This window comes from Paenarthrobacter ilicis (assembly GCF_016907545.1).
Classification (GTDB): Bacteria; Actinomycetota; Actinomycetes; order Actinomycetales; family Micrococcaceae; genus Arthrobacter; species Arthrobacter ilicis.
Genome location: NZ_JAFBCD010000001.1, coordinates 3,158,078 through 3,176,816, shown reverse-complemented (window position 1 = coordinate 3,176,816; position 18,739 = coordinate 3,158,078). Strand labels below are relative to the sequence as shown.

The window sequence follows — 18,739 nt, the reverse complement described above, 5'->3', positions numbered from 1 at the left end:
GAGTAGAAGCATGACTGAACAGACCGTTTCCCCGGACAACGCCCCTTTGAACGAGCTCGAAGCCCAGCTGGCTTTGGCCGAGCAGCCGGACGCCAACCCCGTGGATGTCATCCTCGCTTTCCTCAACAACGAGGTCTACCTGGTCAGTTCCGAAGAGGTGGACGGCCCGGATTCCGCCGTGGAACCGTTGGTCCTCGCCAACGCCGAGGGCAACCCGGTCCTGGCGGTCTTCAGCCACCCGAGCCGGGTTGACGAGCGCTTCCTCGAAGCAGCACCGCACGTTCTTGGCACCATGGGCTCGGCCATCCTGGGCAACATCGGTGACGAACTGGGCATGGTGATCAACCCCGGCAGCGAGTTCGGCTTCGAGATCGATCCCGAAGGCATCGCAAACATCCGCCGTGACTTCAAGCGTGCCGATGAGGCCGCCGGGCCCGCCGAATAAGGTCATCCGGAAACCCGGGGCAGGAAACGTGGCAGCCAAGTTGCTTCACTGCCTTGGGTTCGGGGAATAATGGCAGAATGCGTCTTGGCGTTCTCGATATCGGGTCCAACACCGTCCACCTTCTTCTGGTGGACGCTCACCCCGGCGCGCGCCCGGTAGCTTTCGCTTCGCACAAGCGTCCGTTGTCCCTTGTGCAGTACCTCGACGGCGACGGAAACATCAGTGAGGACGGCCAGCGGGAACTCATTGAGTTCGTCCTGGAAGCCTGGGAGTTCGCGGGCACACACAAGGCAGAAGACCTCCTTGCGTTCTGTACATCCGCCATCCGTGAGGCCACCAACGGCACGGAGGTCCTGGCCCGGGTCAAGAGGGAAACCACGGTGACCCTGCAGGAACTCACCGGCAGCGAAGAAGCCTCCATGACGTTCTTCGCTGTGCGGCGCTGGTACGGCTGGGGAGCCGGTCCCATCCTGGATCTGGATATCGGCGGCGGGTCCTTCGAAATGGCGTACGGAACGGACGAACTCCCTGAGCTCGCCACGTCCGTCCCCCTGGGAGCCAGCCGGCTGACGCGTGATTGGCTGCACGATGACCCTCCTACTGCCAAAAGCGTGAAGGAGTTGCGGCGCTACATCCGCTCAACCCTGAAGCCCGTGGTCCGGGAATTCGACAACCTGGGCCGGGCCAACCTGGTGGCCGGCACCTCCAAGACGTTCCGTTCTTTGGCCCGCATTGCCGGGGCAGCCCCCAGCGGCGCCGGCCCTTATGTGAAACGTGAACTCCACGGCGCGGACCTGGGGCTGTGGGCGCAGCGCATTTCCGCCATGACAGTGGAGGATCGTCTGTACCTACCGGGTGTTTCGCAGGCGCGCGCCCGCCAGCTTCTGGCTGGTGCGCTGGTGGCGGAGGCTGCTCTGGAGCTCTTTGCTTTTCCCACCATGGAGATTTGCCCGTGGGCGCTCCGTGAAGGCTTGATCCTGCGACGCCTGGACCAGTTGGTTTTTGAAGAAGCCCTGGACCCGGCGCCCCACGTGGGCAAGCGAAAGAAGGACAAATCCAAGAAAAAAGCGGCCAAGGATGGCGGCCAGCCAACAGATAGTGACGAGGCCCACCCCATGATTGAGAAGTTCCCTGTACCTGTGAATACACCCGCACCAGCACCAGCACCTATCCCGGTCCCCATGGCCGGCGGGCTGGCCTCCTGAGATGAGCAACGACGTCGAACCTGCGGTGAATGACCGTCATATCCCCGTGGCGCTGTCCAGCGCCTCTGTCTATCCGCTGAGCGTCCACGACGCATTTGCCGTGGCCCAGGACCTGGGCTACGAGGGCGTGGAGGTGATGGTCACCAACAACGCTGTGAGCCAGAACCCTGACGCACTGGTGCAGCTCAGCCACCGCTACCACCAGAAAATCGTGTCCATCCACGCGCCTACCTTGCTGTTGACGCAGCAGGTGTGGGGTACTGCGTGGAGCAAGATCGAGAAGTCATGCCAGATGGCCGCCGAGGTGGATTGCGACACCGTGGTGGTCCACCCGCCGTTCCGCTGGCAGTCCAACTACGCGGAGAACTTCGTCGAAGGTGTCCGGGAAATGGCCGAGACCTACCAGGTGCGGATCGCTGTGGAGAACATGTACCCGTGGCGGGTGCGCGGCCGCGAGGCTGTTGCGTACCTTCCACACTGGGATCCGCTGGGCCAGGATTACGACGACGTCACATGGGACTTCTCGCACGCCGCCACTGCCGGGGCCAACAGCCTGGAAGCGATCAAGAAGCTGGGCAGCAAACTCCGGCACGTGCACCTCACGGACGGTTCGGGATCCGGCAAGGACGAGCACTTGGTGCCTGGTACGGGAACACAACTGTGCGCTGAGTCCCTCCAGCACCTGGCTGCGAGCGGTTTCGACGGCGTGGTGGTTGCGGAAATCTCCACCCGGAAGGCCAAGGTTGCGGGGGAGCGCGAGGAAATGCTGGCCGAAACCTTGAGGTTCGCCCGGCAGCACCTGAGCGTCCCGCTGGTCCGCAGCGCCGACTAGCATCGCCCACGGTTGGCGGGTCCGGATAACGGGCCCGCTGGCCCGGCACGCCCTGTCGCTGTTAAAAGCGAAAGCACCGGCGGCCGAATCGGGAAATGGGGGAAAACCCGCCCGGCCACCGGTGCTGCTGGCGGACATCCCCATGCCCGCCTCATCACTCGCACCCTCAATGAGGTAATAACTACATTAGGGACGCTCCTTGGGTGCCGCCTGCAATAACCTTGGGAACAAGCTGGGAATCCTGAAGTTGTTAGACCCGGTCCAAGGCCAACTGCAATGATGGAGCCATGAGCAACCGAATCGCATTCCTTGGCTGTGGATCCATGAACGAGGCTATTATGGGCGGTCTGCTGGCCGCCGGTACTGACCCGTCCGACGTCGTCGCTACCGTCCGCCGGGCAACGCGCGCTGAAGAGCTGGCGCAGCGTCACGGTGTCACGGCGATCGCCGGCGAGGAAGAACCGGACAACAACCAGCTGGCAACCAAGGGCTCCTCCATGGTGATCCTGGGAGTCAAGCCGGTGGGCATCCTGGATCTGGCCCGTGAGATCGGCCCGGCACTGGCGAAGGACACGATTGTTGTCAGCGTCGCAGCGGCCGTCTCCATCGCCCAGATGGAAGCGGCGCTGCCGGAGGGGCAGCCGGTGATCCGCACCATGCCCAACACCCCGGCGCGGCTGGGCCGCGGCGTCATCTCAGTGTCCCCTGGAACCCATTGCACGCCGGAGCAGCTGGAATCGGCCAAGAACGCCCTGGCCGGGGCAGGCACAGTGGTGGAGATTCCTGAAGAGCAGGTAGACGCACTCTCGGCCATCAGCGGCTCGGGACCGGCCTACGCTTTCTACTTGGCTGAGGCCATGGCCGCGGCCGGCGTCGAGCTGGGCCTGGACCAGGATCTGTCCGTGATGCTGGCCCGTGAGACGGTGGCCGGTGCAGGGTTCATGCTGGCGGAGCCCGGCGCGGATCCCACGCAGCTGAGGGTGGCTGTCACCAGCCCCAACGGCACCACGGAGCGGGCCATCATGGCCTTCGACGATGGCGGGATCCCCAAGATCATCGCCGACGGTGCGCGCGCGGCAGCAGCCCGCGCAGCAGAAATCACCAAGCAGCTCGGCTGACCGCCAAGGAAGACTGACCCCTAGGGACGGGCTGCGAAGCGCTCCAGCAAGTCCACGTGTCCGGATACGATCAACATGTCGTGTCCGGACACTTTGGTTTCCGGCCGCGCGTACGTGAAGTCTTCGCCGGGGGTTTTCACGCCCACAATCGTCACACCGTATTTGGAGCGGACCTTGGACTCTTCCAGCGTGAAGCCCACGGTCTCCTTGGGCGGGTACATCTTCACGATCGCGTAATCGTCGTCGAATTCGATGAAGTCCAGCATGCGGCCGGACACCAGGTGCGCAGCCCGGACGCCCGCATCGGCCTCGGGGTAGATCACGTGGTTGGCCCCGATCCTGGTGAGGATCTTGCCGTGCGAGGGCGTGATGGCCTTGACCCAGAGGTGCTGGATTCCCAGGTCCACCAGGTTCACGGTGATGAGCACCGAGGATTCGATGGACGTTCCAACGCCCACCACGGCGGAGCTGAACTCCTGTGCGCCCAGCTGGCGGAGGGCGTCGATGTTGGTGGCGTCGGCCTCCACCACGTGCGTGAGGACCGGCGCCCATTTCTGCACCAGCGTCCGGTCGCGCTCGATCGCCAGAACCTCGCGGCCCTGCTTGACCAGCTGCTCAGCCGTGGCGGAGCCGAACCGGCCCAGTCCAATGACCAGTACCGGGGCGTTGTGGGCGGGGCGGTTGGCCGCCCCTGTGCTGTTAGCCAATGATTGGCCTCTCTTCCGGGTAGTGGAACAGCTGGCTGCGCTGGCGCAAGGCCAGCCCGGCAGCAAGGGTTACGGTGCCGACGCGGCCCGCGAACATCAAGGCTGTGAGGACGTAAACGCCCGACGGCGGCAACTCGGCACTGAGGTTGGTGCTCAGTCCCACGGTGGCAAAGGCGGAGATTGATTCAAAGAGCACCCGGTCCAGCGAAGCGCCGCTGATGGACAGGAGCAGGAACGCCGCGACGGACACCAGCGTGGCGCCGGCCACGATCACCGAGATGGCAACCCGCATGGTGCCTTGGGGGATGGTCCGTCCGTACACTTTCACGTCGGCGTCGCCACGTGCTTCGGCCATGATGGCCAGGAACATGACGGCAATGGTGGTCACTTTGATGCCGCCGGCAGTTGAAGCGGAGCCGCCGCCGGCAAACATCAGGGCATCAGTGAGCAGCATGGTGGTGGAGTCCATCTGGTTCTGGTCCACCAGGTTGAATCCGCCGGACCTGGTCATCACCGAGGCGAACAGGGAGTGGATGATCTTGTCGCCGACGTCCATGGCGCCGATGGTCCGGAGATTGTCCCATTCCATCAACGCCCAGAGGAAGGTACCGGCTGCCAGCAGGATGAAGGACACCTGGATGGTGAGCTTGGTGTGGAGGTTCCACTTCTTCCAGTTGAGTCCGTTCTGCTGCAGCACCATCACCACGGGAAAGCCCAGGCTGCCCAGGAAGACACCCAGCATCAGCGGTACCAGGATCCACAAGTCTGTCTCGTAGGGGACGATTCCGTCCGAGTGGGGTGTGAAACCGGCATTGTTGAAAGCGGAAATCGAATAGAAGACCCCATGCCACACCGCTTGCCAGAAGTCCTCGCCCAGCACAATGAAGCGGGGAACCAAGGCCAGCGCCAGAGCAGCTTCGATCACCACGGATGTCACAATCACAATCCGGAGCAGGGTACCTACCTCGCCAAGGCGTCCGGCGTTGTTCATGGCCTCCTGGGCAATCAGCTTGCCGCGCACGCCCAGGCGCTTACTTACCATCAGTGCTAGCAGGGAGGCCAGGGTCAGGGTGCCCAAGCCGCCAACAAAGATGCCCACCAGGATCACCAGCTGGCCAAAGAACGTCCAGTGCGTGGCGGTTGATACAACGGTCAGTCCAGTGACGCACACGCTGGATACTGCGGTGAACATCGCTTGGTACAGGGGCGTCACCTGCCCACTGGTTGAGGCGGCAGGCAGGGACAGCAGCCCGGTGAAAACCAGAATGACGACGGCGAAGACCGTCAGAGCCAGCCGGGCGGGGGAGGTGTTGGCAATGTTGTCAATGAAGTCGCGGACCCGGGTGAAGATCCACAGGCCTTCCCGCTCCTGCTGGTTGGGTTGCCAGTGGGCCGGGCTCGTGGACCGCGACTGGCTTTGAGACATGGCGCTCTTCCTCGGTTTGAACAAGCTTTCCTGAGTAGTAAACCACTATTCCCACGGCCTCACCGGGCGTCGGGGCACTCCGGCCTCGGGTAGCCTGTTCTGGATGAACTCCAGGCCCGGGACAACAGCGTCCAGCATTACGCGCTCCGCACTGCCATCCACGGTGGTGTGGGACCCGGCCATGACCGCGTACAACTTCGGCCCGGGCCATCCCATGGCACCGCAGAGGCTGGAACTGACAGCCCGTTTGGCTGGTTCTTTGGGACTGTTCGACCACCCGCATGTGGCGGTGGAGGCACCCACGGTGGCCACCGACGTCGAGCTTCACACTGTGCACAGCCGGGAGTACGTGGAAGCAGTCCGGCGCGTCAGCGTCGATCCCTCCCATACAGACCAGAACCGCGGCCTGGGCACCGAGGACGATCCCGCGTTCGCGGGTATGCATGAGGCCAGCGCACGGTTGGCCGGTGGTTCCCTTGTTGCAGCGGATGCCATTCTCAGTGGCCGGGCAGTGCGCGCGGTGAACTTCAGCGGCGGAATGCACCATGCCGCCCGGGACCGCGCCAGCGGATTCTGCGTCTACAACGACGTCGCGCTGGCTATTCAGAAGCTCCTGGACGGCGGTGTGCAGAGGATCGTCAGCATCGATGTGGATGCCCATCACGGGGACGGGACACAGAGCATTTTCTGGAATGATCCCCGGGTCATGACCATCAGCCTGCACGAGACGGGACTGACCCTGTTTCCCGGGACAGGCTTCGCCAACGAGACCGGCGGCCCGGAGGCGCCCGGAACGGCCGTCAATGTTGCCCTCCCCACCTTCACCGGCGATGCCGCCTGGCTGCGCGCTTTCCATGCCGTGGTGCCACAACTGGTGGGAGCGTTCCAACCCGAAGTGATTGTGAGCCAGCACGGCTGCGACTCCCATCGGGACGACCCCCTGACGCACCTGACCCTGAGCGTCGACGGGCAGCGCGAGGCCGCGTCCGCCGTCGCCAGCTTGGCGGCCCGCTTCTGCGACAACCGCTGGATCGCCACCGGCGGCGGCGGGTATGACGTGGCCGGCGTGGTCCCGCGGTCGTGGAGCCACCTGATCGGCATGGTGACGCAGCGGCCTGTACCGCTCAAGACCCTGGTGCCGGAAGCCTGGCGGACGTATGTGAAGGAAACGTACGGCGTGTGGGCACCGGAAAAGATGGGCGACGACGTGGACGTCTGGTGGCGCTCGTGGGAGGTTGGTTATGATCCCGCGGACGAGGTGGACAGGACCGTCATTGCCACCCGCAAGGAAATTTTCCCGCTCTACGGCCTGGACCCCTGGTTCGACTGACGTTCCGTGGACGCCCTCTGAGCTCAAGGCGGCCTCCCAAGGAAACAGGGATGCCATCCGGCGTATATGTCGCTAGGGTGTAAGGCATGGTGACTGACGACGTATTTGCCGTCATAGCTGAGGCAACCAGGCGCGACATCCTGGTCTCCCTCCGCTCTGGGGATAAGGCTGTAGGCGAATTGGTGGAGGAACTGGCTGCCAGCCAGCCCACCATCTCCAAGCACTTGAAAGTGCTCCGCGAGGCGGACCTCGTCAGCATGCGCGCGCAGGGCCAGAAGCGTTTCTACGCGCTGAATCCCAAGCCCCTTGCCGGCGTCGCCACTTGGTTGGAAACGTTCGACGTCGGCACGCCAGCGCCCGCAGCCGCTGCGCCTGTGGAGGTTGTTCCGGCAGCCCCGGTTGCTGAAGCGGCGGCAGAACCGCCGGCCACGCGGACGGAGGCCGTGAACCAGGCAGCCAAGGTTCATGCCAGTGCCACGCCGGTGGCCATCGATCTGAACTCGGACGATACCGTTCCGCAGCAGATTGGCCGGACTGTGGGCCGTGCCGCCACCAAGGCTGCTGACCTTCTGGCGAATCTCCCCAATCTTCCCAACCTCCCAAAGTTCGGACGCAAGCGCTGAACGTCGCCACCTAACGTGATACTCCTCACATTGTGAGGTGTTGTTCACCTCATGTTTCCTTGAGATGTCAACGATTTTCTACGGTTGTGTTAACTGGGCTCCGGGGGTCACATTCCCTTCAGATGGAGATCCCATGTCCTCGGATGCGACCATGGGCGGGACTGAATCAACCCGCCGCTTGCCGGCGCACTGAGGATAGGAAATCGCATGGATTCAAGGCTCGAAGCCGTCCGGGACACCGTGTTGGCCCGAAACCCGGGGGAGAAGGAATTCCACCAGGCCGTGGTTGAGGTCTTCGAAAGCCTTGGCCCAGTCCATGACCGCCACCCTGAGTTCCTGGAAGGTGCCGTCCTTGAGCGCCTGTGCGAACCCGAACGCCAGATCATCTTCCGGGTCCCGTGGACCGACGATGCCGGGCGCGTCCACGTCAACCGTGGGTTCCGGGTGGAATTCAACTCGGCCCTCGGGCCGTACAAGGGCGGCCTCCGATTCCATCCGTCGGTATACCTGGGAATTGTGAAATTCCTTGGCTTTGAGCAGATCTTCAAGAACGCCCTCACCGGCATGCCGATCGGTGGCGGCAAGGGTGGTTCCGACTTCGATCCCCGTGGCCGCTCCGACGCCGAGATCATGCGGTTCTGCCAGTCCTTCATGACCGAGCTCTACCGCCACATTGGTGAATACACGGATGTTCCGGCCGGCGACATCGGCGTGGGCGGGCGCGAGATCGGGTACCTCTTCGGTCAGTACAAGCGCATCACCAACCGGTACGAATCCGGCGTTCTCACCGGCAAGGGGATTTCCTGGGGCGGCTCGCTGGTACGCCCGGAAGCCACCGGCTACGGCACGGTGATTTTCGCGCAGGAGATGCTCAAGACCCGCGGCGCCACCTTCGACGGGCAGCGGGTGGTGGTTTCCGGGTCCGGCAACGTGGCCATCCACGCCATCGCGAAGGCTCAATCCTTGGGTGCCACCGTGGTTGCCTGTTCCGATTCGGCCGGTTACGTCGTGGATGAGGCGGGGATCGACGTCGAACTCCTCCGCCGGATCAAGGAAGTGGAACGCGGACGCCTGACGGACTATTCGGAGCGCCGCCCGGGAGCCAGCCATGTGGTGGGCGGGTCCGTGTGGGATGTCACCGGGACGGTGGCCCTGCCGTGTGCCACGCAGAACGAGCTCGACGGCGATGCTGCCGCCAAGCTGGTCAGCAACGGCCTGATCGCGGTGGCTGAGGGCGCCAACATGCCCTCCACGCGCTCGGCCGTCTCGGTCTTCCAGGAGGCCGGTGTCCTCTTCGGGCCCGGCAAGGCGGCCAACGCCGGCGGTGTTGCCACCTCCGCACTGGAGATGCAGCAGAACGCCAGCCGGGATTCGTGGTCCTTTGAGCATACCGAGCAGCGGCTCACGGAGATCATGGTGGGCATCCATGATCGCTGCGCGGCCACGGCGGCAGAATACGGTGCACCCGGAAACTATGTGGTGGGCGCCAACATCGGCGGCTTCGTCAAGGTAGCCGATGCCATGCTGGCCCAGGGCCTCATTTAGCCCCCTTCGTGCCCAACTGAGTCGCAGCAGTGCGCGTTATGAGCTCTCAAAACGCGCACTGCTGCGACCTGCATGGGTGCGGTTAGAGCTGGAGCAGCCGAACGTGGTCCGGGTTCAGGTCCGCCACCTTGCTGACGCCCAGGAGTGCCATGGTCCGGGTCATGTCCTTCTCCAGGATCTGGATGGTGCGGTCCACGCCTTCACGTCCACCGGCCATGAGGCCGTAGAGGTAGGCGCGGCCGATCAGTGCGAAGTCGGCGCCCAAGGCCAGCGCTGCCACGATGTCCGCGCCGCTCATGATGCCCGTGTCCAGCATGATGGCGGCCTTGCTGTTGTCAGCCTTGAGTGCCGAGGTAACTTCCGGCAGCAGGTGGAAGGGGATGGGTGCGCGGTCCAGCTGGCGTCCGCCATGGTTGGACAGGATAATTCCGTCAGCGCCGTGGTCCACCACCCGGCGCGCGTCCTCAACGGTCTGGATGCCCTTGACCACCAGCTTGCCCTTCCAGGTTTCACGCAGCCAGTCCAGGTCCTCATAGGTCAGCGTGGGATCGAACATGGAGTTGATCAGGTCAGCCACGGTGCCGGTGTAACGGGACAATGAGGCGAACGTCAGGGGCTCGTGGGTGAGGAAATTGAACCACCAAGCAGGCCGGTAGGACGCATCAAGCACGGTCTTCAGGGTCAGTGCCGGGGGAATTGTCATGCCGTTGCGTACGTCGCGGAGGCGTGCGCCGGCAACCGCGGTGTCCACAGTGACCATGAGTGTGTCGTTGCCGGCTTTGGCTGCACGATCGATCAGTTCCAGCGAGCGGTCCCGGTCCGTCCACAGGTACAGCTGGAACCAGTTGCGGCCGTTCGGGGCGGCGGTGGCCACGTCCTCGATGGACGCCGTGCCCATGGTGGAGAGGGTGTACGGAATGCCGGCGGCTTCTGCTGCCTGGGAGCCTGCGTACTCGCCTTCGGACTGCATCATGCGGGTGAAGCCCGTGGGTGCTATGCCGAACGGGAGCCGGGATTCCTTGCCCAGAATGTCCGTGCGGAGATCAATCTTTGAGACGTCGCGGAGGATGCCCGGCCGGAACTCGATGTCCTGGAAGGCTTGGCGGGCCCGGCGCAGGGTGATTTCCTCCTCTGCCGCGCCGTCGGTGTAATCGAAAGGCGCTTGGGGGGTGCGGCGCTTTGCCATGTCGCGCAGTTCCCAGATGGTGCTGGCGCGCTTGAGCCGTGCAGTCTTGCTGAACTCCGGCTTCTTGAACTGCATGAGCGGAGCAAGATCGGCCACCTTGGGTACGCGGCGCTTCAGTGCCGGAGGTTGTGCGGCGACGGCAGGCCGGGGCGCGCGGTCCACGTTCTGGTCGCTCCCGGCGTCGGCCGGTGCAGCCGTAACTTTGGGGTCGAGGGTGTCGGTCATGCGGTTCTCCCTTGAATTCATGGCGGCGTGAGCCTGTGGTCCAACCACACTGTAATCCATGTGGTTGGACCACATCAACTAGTATTCCGGTATGCGTACCCACGAGTTGGTCCTGCAATGGATCGAGAAGCAGTTGTCTGACGGAGACCTCGCCCTGGGCGGACGGCTGCCGGGTGAGCGCGCCATGGCCGAGCAGCTACAGGTTTCCCGGACCTCCGTGCGTGAAGCCGTCAGGATCCTTGAGGCGATGGGGGTGGTCCGGGCCGGGGTGGGTTCGGGCAAGGATGCCGGAACGGTGGTGATTGCCGAGCCCGGCTCCGCGTTGGGCTCCACCCTGAGGCTGCACGTGGCCACCCGGCACCTTCCCGTGGCGGACATTGTGGAAACCCGGGTGTTGCTGGAATCCTGGGCGGCCCAGCGCGCCAAGTCCGATGCCCCGGAGCTTCAGGAAGCGGCAGAGTTGTTGGACCATATGGATGCAGCGCCGGACGTGGAGACGTTCCTGGCCTTGGACGCCCGCTTCCATGTGGCCCTTGCCCGCGCAGCCGGCAACTCGGTGGTGAGCGCCATGATGTCTTCTCTGAGGGGCGCGATCGAGGGTTACGCCAGTGGGCTGACCGCCAATCTTCCCGATTGGGAGGCAACGTCCGCCAGGCTGCGTGCGGAGCACCGTGCCATTCTGGCAGCGGTGAACTACCACGACGGCGGCATGGCGGCTGAGTTGGTGGCTGCCCATATCCAGGGCTTCTACAAAGAGGCCGGAGTGGGCTCGGGAGTCCCCCGCCTCTAGATGCAACGCGGGGTCACTTAGGGCCCATGATGACCCTCAGGATGGGCCGCAAGTGACCCCGCGTTGCTTTAGGAGGCGGGGGTGAGGGCCGGCGCTGCGGTACTCTTTCGGATCTCCATCCGGGGGGAGAATCCGTCCTGGGCCTGGACGGTGGCATCGCCGGTGTGCTGGATCTGCTCCCGCATCCGCCGCCATGCCAGGCTGCCCAGCTCATTGATGGGTACGGCGGCCGTGGTGAGCGGCGGGGTGGTGTATTTGGCGAACGGGATGTCGTCAAAGCCGGTCACTGAGATGTCTTCAGGGACGCGCAGGCCATGCTCGTGGAGGCCACTGAGCAGTCCCATGGCAACCAGGTCGTTGAAGGCCAGGATCCCGGTTGCCCCGCTGGAAATGATGGCTTCCGTGGACTCGTGCCCGGAATCAAAGTTGGACCCGCCGGAGAGCATCTGCAGGTCGATCTCCGGATGCTCGTTCCGGAATTGCTCCAGGCCCACCAGTCGCTGGCGGTTGGAAGCGCTGTGCTCCGGCCCTGACAGGAACGCAAGGCGGCGGTGGCCAAGGGAAACCAGGTGGTGCGCCAATTCCTGGATGCCTTGGCCGTAGTCCACGCTAAGGCTGGGGGTGTTGGTGGAGATGGTGGTGCGGTTGATGAGCACCAGGGGATGCAGGGTGGGGGCGAGTTCTTCCAGCTCGGCGTCCGACATGCGGGGGGCGCACAGGACCACGCCGTCGCAGCGGCGCCTCGCCTCGCCGGCAAGGATGGATTCTTCGCTGGTGACTTCCGAGGAGTCCGCGATCAGCACCCGGTAGCCGTCCTGGGCTGCCGCGATACTCAGTCCCCGCAGGATGGCCTGGAAGGTGGGGTTGGCGAGGTCCGGCACCACAATGCCGATGGTGTCCGTCTTTCCGAGGGCCAGTGACCGTCCCACGGGGTTGGGCTGGTACTTCAGTTCGGCGGCAGCAGCCCTGACCCTGGCGGCGATACCCGGGTCCACGGCGGCGTTACCGTTCATGACGCGGGAAACGGTGGCGTGCGAGACGCCGGCCTTCTCCGCGACGTCGGCTATGCCCACCCGCCTATTGGTGTTCCTGCGTGCCATGTGGCCCCTTCCCATTGGTCGTCGTCCTTCAGCTCCGTCGTTGGAGCAGTGGTTGACGTGACCACCAGAGTCTTGATACAAAGCTTATAACGCTCTGAGAAAACGCTTTCTCATGATTCTTCCCATATAAAGCCGGGCCGTCAAGCGGTTCGATCCTGCCTTCTGAAAGGGGCATACTCCATGGTCAACACAGTCAACGTGGACCCAGTCGAGACCCGGACCGCACCAGCCCAAGCATCGGCCCCGGCTAGTTCGGGTAATTCGGGCAAGCGGACACGGATCGCCCTGATCGGAACCGGCGGCCGCTCCGAGATGTACATCAGGGCCATCTATGGACAGCATGCGGACGTCGCCGAACTCGTCGCGCTTTCCGACGTCAACCAAGGACGTGTGGATTTCTACCAGGACCTGATCAAGGAGCTCGGTGGAACCGAACCGGTGGCCTCCTTCGAACCCGGCCACCTGACAGACTTCATCCAGTCCAACGCGATCGAACGCGTCATTGTCACCACCCCTGACTACACCCATGCGGACTACATCGTTGAAGCGCTTGAGGCGGGCGCCGACGTCGTGGTTGAAAAGCCGCTCACCATCGACGTTGACGGTTGCCGCCGCATCACAGAAGCCGTCGCCAAAACCGGGAAGAACGTGGTGGTCACGTTCAACTACCGCTACTCGCCCCGCAACAGTGCGCTCAAGGAAGTTATCCAGAACGGCGTGATCGGCAAGGTCACGTCCATCGATTTCAGCTGGGTCCTGGATACGGTGCACGGCGCCGACTACTTCCGCCGCTGGCACCGCGAGAAGAAGAACTCCGGCGGCCTCCTGATCCATAAGGCCTCGCACCACTTCGACCTGGTCAACTGGTGGATCAACGATGTCCCCGAGCGCGTATTCGCCTCCGGCGGCCTGCGCTTCTACGGCGACAAGAACGCTGCAGAGCGTGGGCTGGGAGCCCGCCCCGAGCGCGGCACCGTGGACGGCCTTGACCACGATCCGTTCCGTTTGGACATGCGCGAGGACCAGCGCCTCAAGGCCCTGTATTACGACAATGAAAAGTTCGACGGCTACATCCGCGATCAGGACGTTTTCACCGAGGGCATCACCATCGAGGACAACCTCGCGCTGGTGGTGGATTACCAGGGCGGACCAACCCTGAGCTACTCCCTGAACGCCCACAGCCCGTGGGAGGGCTACCGCGTTACCGTCAACGGCACCGAAGGCCGGGCCGAGCTCGAAGTGGTGGAGCGTGCCGCCGTCGAGTCCAGCACCGACAAGAAGACCGTGGTGGATCCCAGCGCGACACCCATCGAGGAAGATGACGCCGTGCGCCGCAACGGCGAACGCCTGGTTGTCCAGCGCCACTGGGAAGCTGCCTACGAAGTCCCCATTATCAACGGCGAAGGTGGCCACGGTGGTGGCGACAACCTGCTGCTCTCGGACCTCTTCAACGGTCCCGGCGTGGACCCGCTGGGCCGCCCGTCCGGCTACATCGATGGGCTCCGTTCCGTGTCGGTGGGCATCGCCGGCAACAAGTCCCTGGACACAGATCTGCCCGTCCGTATCAGTGAGCTCGGCCTCGGCGCCGACCTCAGCCGCAGCCAGGCCTGACCGGTTCACTACCAAACAAGGACAAGACCATGAGCAGGATTTTTGTCACCGGCGGCTCCGGCCGGTTGGGCCGCAGCGTGGTTGCCGGATTGGCCCAGGCAGGCCACAACGTCATCTCGGTTGACCGGGATGCCATCCCGGCAGAACAGCTTCCGGCAGGCGCCGAACAGCACACCGCCGATCTGTTGGCGCCTGGGGAAGCTGAGCGGCTCATCCGGGAAACAGCGCCCGACGCCGTCATCCACCTCGCTGCTATTGCCGTACCTTTCAGCGCACCCGAGGATGTCATTTTCAGTACGAACACCCGGCTCGCCTACGCGGTGGTCAGCGCTGCCACCGATGCCGGCGTACCGAAGATCGTGACGGCAAGCAGCCCCACCGCCCTGGGCTACGGTTCACCGGCCGGGTGGCTGCCGCCGTCGTTCCCCTTGGACGAGGAGACGCCGCCCAAGCCGTGGAACGCCTATGCGCTGTCCAAGCTGATCGCGGAGCAAACCGTGCAGATGTTCGCAGCGGCCCAGGGGGACAAGATCCGGTACGCCGCCTTCCGTCCTTGCTACGTGTTGTCCCCGGAAGAGTGGGAAGGGGCCCTGACGCAGCAGGGCCACACGGTCCGCGAGCGCCTGGATGATCCTGCGCTTTCCGCGCCGGCGTTGTTCAACTACGTGGACGCACGGGACGTTGCCGATTTCCTGGACGTCCTGTTGGAGAAGATGGATTCCATTCCCAACGGCCAAGTGTTCTTTGTTGGCGCGAAGGATGCTTTGGCCACGGCGCCCCTGGCGGAACTGTTCCCCAGGTTCCTGCCCGGCAGCGGACCCCTCACCGAACACCTGGCCGGCACCAGTCCGGCATTTTCCATCAATAAGGCCCGGGAATTGCTGGGGTGGGAGCCCAAGCGTTCCTGGCGCACCGAACTTACGCCTCCCTACCAGGGCACCGACACAGCAGCATCAGAACAAGAAGCACTCAATGACGAGAATCCCGCGCGCCTGGTGGCAGCGGGAGCAACAAAGGAGACACCATGAACTTCGACGGCGTACTGTTCTTCCCCGTCACACCCTTCGCCGAGGACGGCACAGTAGATGTGGCGCTGCTCAAGGAGCACATCACCTCCCGCCTTCCGTTCGGCCCGGGTGGGGTGTTCCCCGCTTGCGGTACCGGTGAATTCCATGCCCTGTCCATTGATGAGGTCCGGACCGTGGTGACTGCCGCCGTCGAGGCCGTCGCCGGAGCGGTGCCGGTGGTTTCCGGTGCGGGTGGTCCGCTGGGCCACGCGATCGCCGCCGCCAAGGTTGCCGAGGAAGCCGGCGCGGATGCCCTTCTGGTGCTCCCGCCGTACCTGGTGACCGGCCCCACCGATGGCGTGGTGGCTTACGTTGAAGCCATTGCTGCGGCCAGCAGCCTGCCGGTGATCGTGTACCACCGCGGCACTGCGAAATTCACGGCGGAGGCCATCACCCGCCTCACCGCCAACCCCAAGGTGGTGGGCTTCAAGGACGGAATCGGCGATGTGGGACTGGCCCAGGAGATCGTGTCGGCCATCAACGCCAGCGGTCGCACGGACTTTGCACTCTTCAACGGCTTGCTGACGGCAGAGCTGACCCAAGGCGCCTACCGCGGCTTGGGCATCCCGCTGTATTCCTCGGCTGCGTTTGCCATGGCCCCGGAGATCGCCAAGGCCTACTACGACGCCTATGTCTCCGGTGACGAGGACCGCCGCAACGCACTCCTTGAGGGCTTCTATGCTCCTCTGGTCCGGCTCCGCGACCAGACCCCCGGCTTTGGTGTTTCCCTGATCAAGGCCGGCCTCAGGCTCGCCGGGCTCCCGGTGGGCCCGGTCCGCCCGCCGCTGGTGGATCCCACGGAAGAACAGCTGCTGGAGCTCAAGTCCATCCTGGCCAAGGGCCACGAGCTGGCCGGCCGCTGATGCCCGCCCGAATCACGGGCCTCGCAACCCGGCTGATCACGGTACCGCTGCTGCGCAGCTGGGGTGTGGAGGCGCCGGAAAACCATGTGATTGTCACCGAACTGACCACGGACGACGGCGGCACCGGCCACGGTTTCTCCTGGACGCCAACCATTGGCCCCAAGGCGGTCAAGGCCCTCCTTGATGACGACATTGCCCCGTTCATCCTGGGGTTGGAAGCGAACGCGGAGATCGTCTGGGATCAGGTGTGGAAGCGGCTGCACGAGGCCGGCGGGGGTGGCCTGACCACCATCGCGATGGCCGGAGTTGACCTGGCACTCTGGGACCTGAAGGCGCGGCAGGCCGGCACGTCCGTCACAGGACTTCTGGGCCAGCGCCGGAAGTCGGTGGAGGTGTACGGCTCCGGAGTGAATCTGCACTACACCCTGGAGCAGTTGGTGGAGCAGGCGCAGCGCTGGGTCGATGCCGGCCACAAAACCGTGAAGATCAAAGTGGGCAAACCCGAGCTCCGGGAAGATGCCGAGCGCGTTGCCGCCGTCCGGCAGGTCATCGGCCCGGACCGGTTGCTGATGATCGACGCCAACCAGCGTTGGGACCTGGCCCATACCTTCCGTGCCTTGGATGTTTTGGGGGAGTACGGACTGGAATGGCTGGAAGAACCCCTCCGCGCCGACGATCTGGGGGCCTACCGCCGCCTGCGCAAGCAGTCCCCGGTGCCTATTGCCCTGGGCGAGAACGTCCACACCATTTACCGCTTCCGTGACTTCATCGAGGCCGAAGCGGTGGATATCATCCAGCCCAACATCGTCCGGGTGGGCGGCATTACGCCCTTCCGGAGGATCGTTGAGCTGGCCCGCGCCAACAGCATCCGGGTGGCGCCGCACCTGCTCCCGGAACTCTCCGGACAGTTGGCCCTCACCCTGGCCGAGGCGGTGAGCGTGGAAGACGTGGAAGACGCCTCCTTCGAGCAACTCGGAATCTTGGCCGGACCCTCCCCTATACGGATCAGTAACAGCAGGCTGAGCTCCGCCGGCCTTCCAGGGCTTGGCTTCGACTTCGGCGCGAAGCCCAACACAAATGAGACGGCCCCACACAGCTCCGCCCTTGAGAGTAAAGGAAACCGCATTGAGTACAGCAACTCTTGACCTGACAGCCATCACCGCCGCAGCCACGGAAGCCGCAAAGGTTACCGCAACGGCTTCCGACGCCGAGCGCGCTGCCTGGCTGAAAGCCGTCGCCGATGCCTTGGACGCCAACGTCACTGAACTGGTGGCCATCGCCGATTCCGAGACGAGCCTCGGCACCGTCCGGCTCACAGGGGAGGTGGCAAGGACCAGCGGGCAGCTGCGGTTGTTCGCCAACGTGATCACGGAGGGCTCCTACCTTGAAGCCGTGATTGATCACGCGGACCCGTCCAGCACCCCGCCCAAGCCGGACCTGCGCCGGATCCTGCGGCCCATCGGCCCGGTGGCCGTGTTCTCTGCGTCCAACTTCCCGTTCGCTTTCTCGGTGGCCGGTGGCGACACCGCCTCGGCGCTCGCAGTGGGCTGCCCGGTGATCGTCAAAGCACACTCGGGCCACCTCCGTTTGTCCGAGCGGACCGCGGAGATTGTCAGCGAAGCCTTGGCCAAGGCCGGGGCGCCGGAAGGAATCTTTGCCCTGGTGAGCGGGCGTGAGGCCGGTACTGCCTTGGTCCAGGATCCTGCCATTAAAGCCGTTGGATTTACAGGGTCCATCCCGGGCGGGCGCGCGCTGTTTGATCTGGCAACGTCCCGGCCCGAGCCCATCCCGTTCTACGGCGAACTGGGCAGCTTGAACCCCGTGGTGATCACTGCGGATGCCTTGGCCCAGCGTGGCCGGCAGCTGGCTGAGGGTTTGGCTGGGTCCTTCACCATGGGCGCGGGCCAGTTCTGCACCAAGCCCGGACTGGTGTTCCTGCCGGAAGGGACGGACTTTGCGGCCCAGCTGGCAGAGGCAAGCAAGGACAAGCCCACAGCAGCAATGCTCACGGAGCGGATCGCAGAAGCGTACCCGGACGGTTTGAAGAACGTAGCCGATCAGCCGGGAGTGGCCGTTGTCAGCGGCACCGTGGAACAGGACAGCCTGGCCGACGGCGCCGCACCCGTGGTGTTCTCCACCAGTGCAGCCAACGTCCTGGAGCGTCCGGACGAGCTGCTGGAGGAGTGCTTTGGCCCCACCACCTTGCTGATCGAATACTCCAGCCAGGAGGAACTTTCCGCAGCGTTGGCAAAGGTTCCGGGCAGCCTGACCGGCACGGTCCACGCCCAGCCCGGCGAGGATGTGTCCGCGCTGGTGGAGCAGTTGAGCACCCTGGCGGGAAGGGTCCTGTTCGATGGGTGGCCCACAGGCGTGGCCGTTAACTGGGCGCAGCAGCACGGTGGCCCGTACCCGGCCACCACGTCCCTGTTCACCTCGGTGGGCGCCACTGCCGTCCGCCGTTTCCAGCGTCCGGTGGCGTACCAGGACGCCCCCGAATCCGTCCTGCACCCGGCCTTGCATGACGCGAACCCGCTGGGCATCCCGCGGCGTGTGGACGGCGTCCTCACACTGGGCTAACGCACCCGCAGGACAGACACAAGGGGCGGGGTCACCATCACGGTGACCCCGCCCCTTTCGCGTTGGGTGCAGGAGAGCTGGGTGCAGGA

17 protein-coding genes are annotated in these 18,739 nt (G+C 64.4%); 13 read left to right on the top strand and 4 right to left on the bottom strand.

The annotated features are described in order from the left end of the window. Positions 1-10 precede the first annotated feature (10 nt). The 4 genes from JOE60_RS14485 (at position 11) to proC (ending at position 3,600) form a co-directional block, all read left to right on the top strand. Positions 11-445, top strand: a complete 435-nt coding sequence (locus tag JOE60_RS14485) for an SseB family protein (protein ID WP_167264038.1) — start codon at positions 11-13, stop codon at positions 443-445. Between the two features lie 77 nt (positions 446-522). Continuing rightward, positions 523-1,650 (top strand): Ppx/GppA phosphatase family protein, encoded by a 1,128-nt coding sequence (locus JOE60_RS14480; RefSeq protein ID WP_167264036.1) that lies wholly within the window; start codon positions 523-525, stop codon positions 1,648-1,650. Between the two features lies 1 nt (position 1,651). Continuing rightward, positions 1,652-2,482 carry a sugar phosphate isomerase/epimerase family protein gene (locus JOE60_RS14475; RefSeq protein WP_167264034.1) on the top strand — a complete coding sequence of 277 codons (831 nt, stop codon included), beginning with the start codon at positions 1,652-1,654 and terminating at the stop codon, positions 2,480-2,482. A gap of 287 nt (positions 2,483-2,769) precedes the next feature. After that, complete coding sequence (proC, locus tag JOE60_RS14470) at positions 2,770-3,600, top strand: pyrroline-5-carboxylate reductase (protein WP_167264032.1); 831 nt, start codon at positions 2,770-2,772, stop codon at positions 3,598-3,600. Between the two features lie 20 nt (positions 3,601-3,620). Here proC and JOE60_RS14465 read toward each other — a convergent pair whose 3' ends face one another. Continuing rightward, the gene (locus JOE60_RS14465) at positions 3,621-4,307 is read right to left on the bottom strand and encodes a potassium channel family protein (RefSeq protein WP_167264030.1); all 687 of its coding nucleotides are present in this window, start codon (positions 4,305-4,307) and stop codon (positions 3,621-3,623) included. Continuing rightward, positions 4,300-5,733, bottom strand: a complete 1,434-nt coding sequence (locus JOE60_RS14460) for a TrkH family potassium uptake protein (RefSeq protein ID WP_167264027.1) — start codon at positions 5,731-5,733, stop codon at positions 4,300-4,302. The genes JOE60_RS14465 and JOE60_RS14460 overlap by 8 nt, the downstream gene beginning before the upstream one ends. Positions 5,734-5,836: 103 nt before the next feature. Here JOE60_RS14460 and JOE60_RS14455 point away from each other — a divergent pair, with 103 nt between their 5' ends. From JOE60_RS14455 to gdhA, 3 genes are all read left to right on the top strand, one after another. Continuing rightward, positions 5,837-7,063 carry an acetoin utilization protein AcuC gene (locus JOE60_RS14455; RefSeq protein WP_167264025.1) on the top strand — a complete coding sequence of 409 codons (1,227 nt, stop codon included), beginning with the start codon at positions 5,837-5,839 and terminating at the stop codon, positions 7,061-7,063. An 86-nt stretch (positions 7,064-7,149) separates the two neighbouring features. Then, positions 7,150-7,686, top strand: a complete 537-nt coding sequence (locus JOE60_RS14450; RefSeq protein ID WP_167264022.1) for an ArsR/SmtB family transcription factor — start codon at positions 7,150-7,152, stop codon at positions 7,684-7,686. 207 nt (positions 7,687-7,893) lie between these two features. Further along, on the top strand, positions 7,894-9,231 hold the full coding sequence (gene gdhA / locus JOE60_RS14445; protein WP_167264020.1) for an NADP-specific glutamate dehydrogenase: 1,338 nt from the start codon (positions 7,894-7,896) through the stop codon (positions 9,229-9,231). Between the two features lie 82 nt (positions 9,232-9,313). Here gdhA and JOE60_RS14440 read toward each other — a convergent pair whose 3' ends face one another. Next, the gene (locus JOE60_RS14440) at positions 9,314-10,642 is read right to left on the bottom strand and encodes an alpha-hydroxy acid oxidase (protein WP_167264018.1); all 1,329 of its coding nucleotides are present in this window, start codon (positions 10,640-10,642) and stop codon (positions 9,314-9,316) included. Between the two features lie 91 nt (positions 10,643-10,733). Here JOE60_RS14440 and JOE60_RS14435 point away from each other — a divergent pair, with 91 nt between their 5' ends. After that, entirely contained in the window at positions 10,734-11,432 is a 699-nt protein-coding gene (locus tag JOE60_RS14435) for a FadR/GntR family transcriptional regulator (protein WP_167264017.1), read from the top strand. Between the two features lie 68 nt (positions 11,433-11,500). On the opposite strand, the gene JOE60_RS14430 is transcribed toward JOE60_RS14435, so the two are convergent. After that, the gene (locus JOE60_RS14430) at positions 11,501-12,532 is read right to left on the bottom strand and encodes a LacI family DNA-binding transcriptional regulator (RefSeq protein ID WP_167264015.1); all 1,032 of its coding nucleotides are present in this window, start codon (positions 12,530-12,532) and stop codon (positions 11,501-11,503) included. Between the two features lie 180 nt (positions 12,533-12,712). Here JOE60_RS14430 and JOE60_RS14425 point away from each other — a divergent pair, with 180 nt between their 5' ends. Genes JOE60_RS14425 through JOE60_RS14405 form a run of 5 tightly spaced genes read left to right on the top strand, consistent with a single transcriptional unit; the run spans position 12,713 to position 18,650 of the window. Then, positions 12,713-14,143, top strand: a complete 1,431-nt coding sequence (locus tag JOE60_RS14425) for a Gfo/Idh/MocA family protein (RefSeq protein ID WP_167264013.1) — start codon at positions 12,713-12,715, stop codon at positions 14,141-14,143. Between the two features lie 29 nt (positions 14,144-14,172). Then, the gene (locus JOE60_RS14420) at positions 14,173-15,171 is read left to right on the top strand and encodes an NAD-dependent epimerase/dehydratase family protein (protein WP_167264007.1); all 999 of its coding nucleotides are present in this window, start codon (positions 14,173-14,175) and stop codon (positions 15,169-15,171) included. Beyond that, positions 15,168-16,073 (top strand): 5-dehydro-4-deoxyglucarate dehydratase, encoded by a 906-nt coding sequence (locus tag JOE60_RS14415; protein WP_167264006.1) that lies wholly within the window; start codon positions 15,168-15,170, stop codon positions 16,071-16,073. Before JOE60_RS14420 ends, JOE60_RS14415 begins: the two co-directional genes overlap by 4 nt. Further along, a complete protein-coding gene (locus JOE60_RS14410) occupies positions 16,073-17,218 on the top strand; it encodes a mandelate racemase/muconate lactonizing enzyme family protein (protein ID WP_167264003.1) in 1,146 nt (381 codons plus the stop codon). Before JOE60_RS14415 ends, JOE60_RS14410 begins: the two co-directional genes overlap by 1 nt. Beyond that, complete coding sequence (locus tag JOE60_RS14405) at positions 17,199-18,650, top strand: aldehyde dehydrogenase (NADP(+)) (protein ID WP_167264002.1); 1,452 nt, start codon at positions 17,199-17,201, stop codon at positions 18,648-18,650. Before JOE60_RS14410 ends, JOE60_RS14405 begins: the two co-directional genes overlap by 20 nt. The last annotated feature ends 89 nt before the right edge of the window (positions 18,651-18,739 follow it).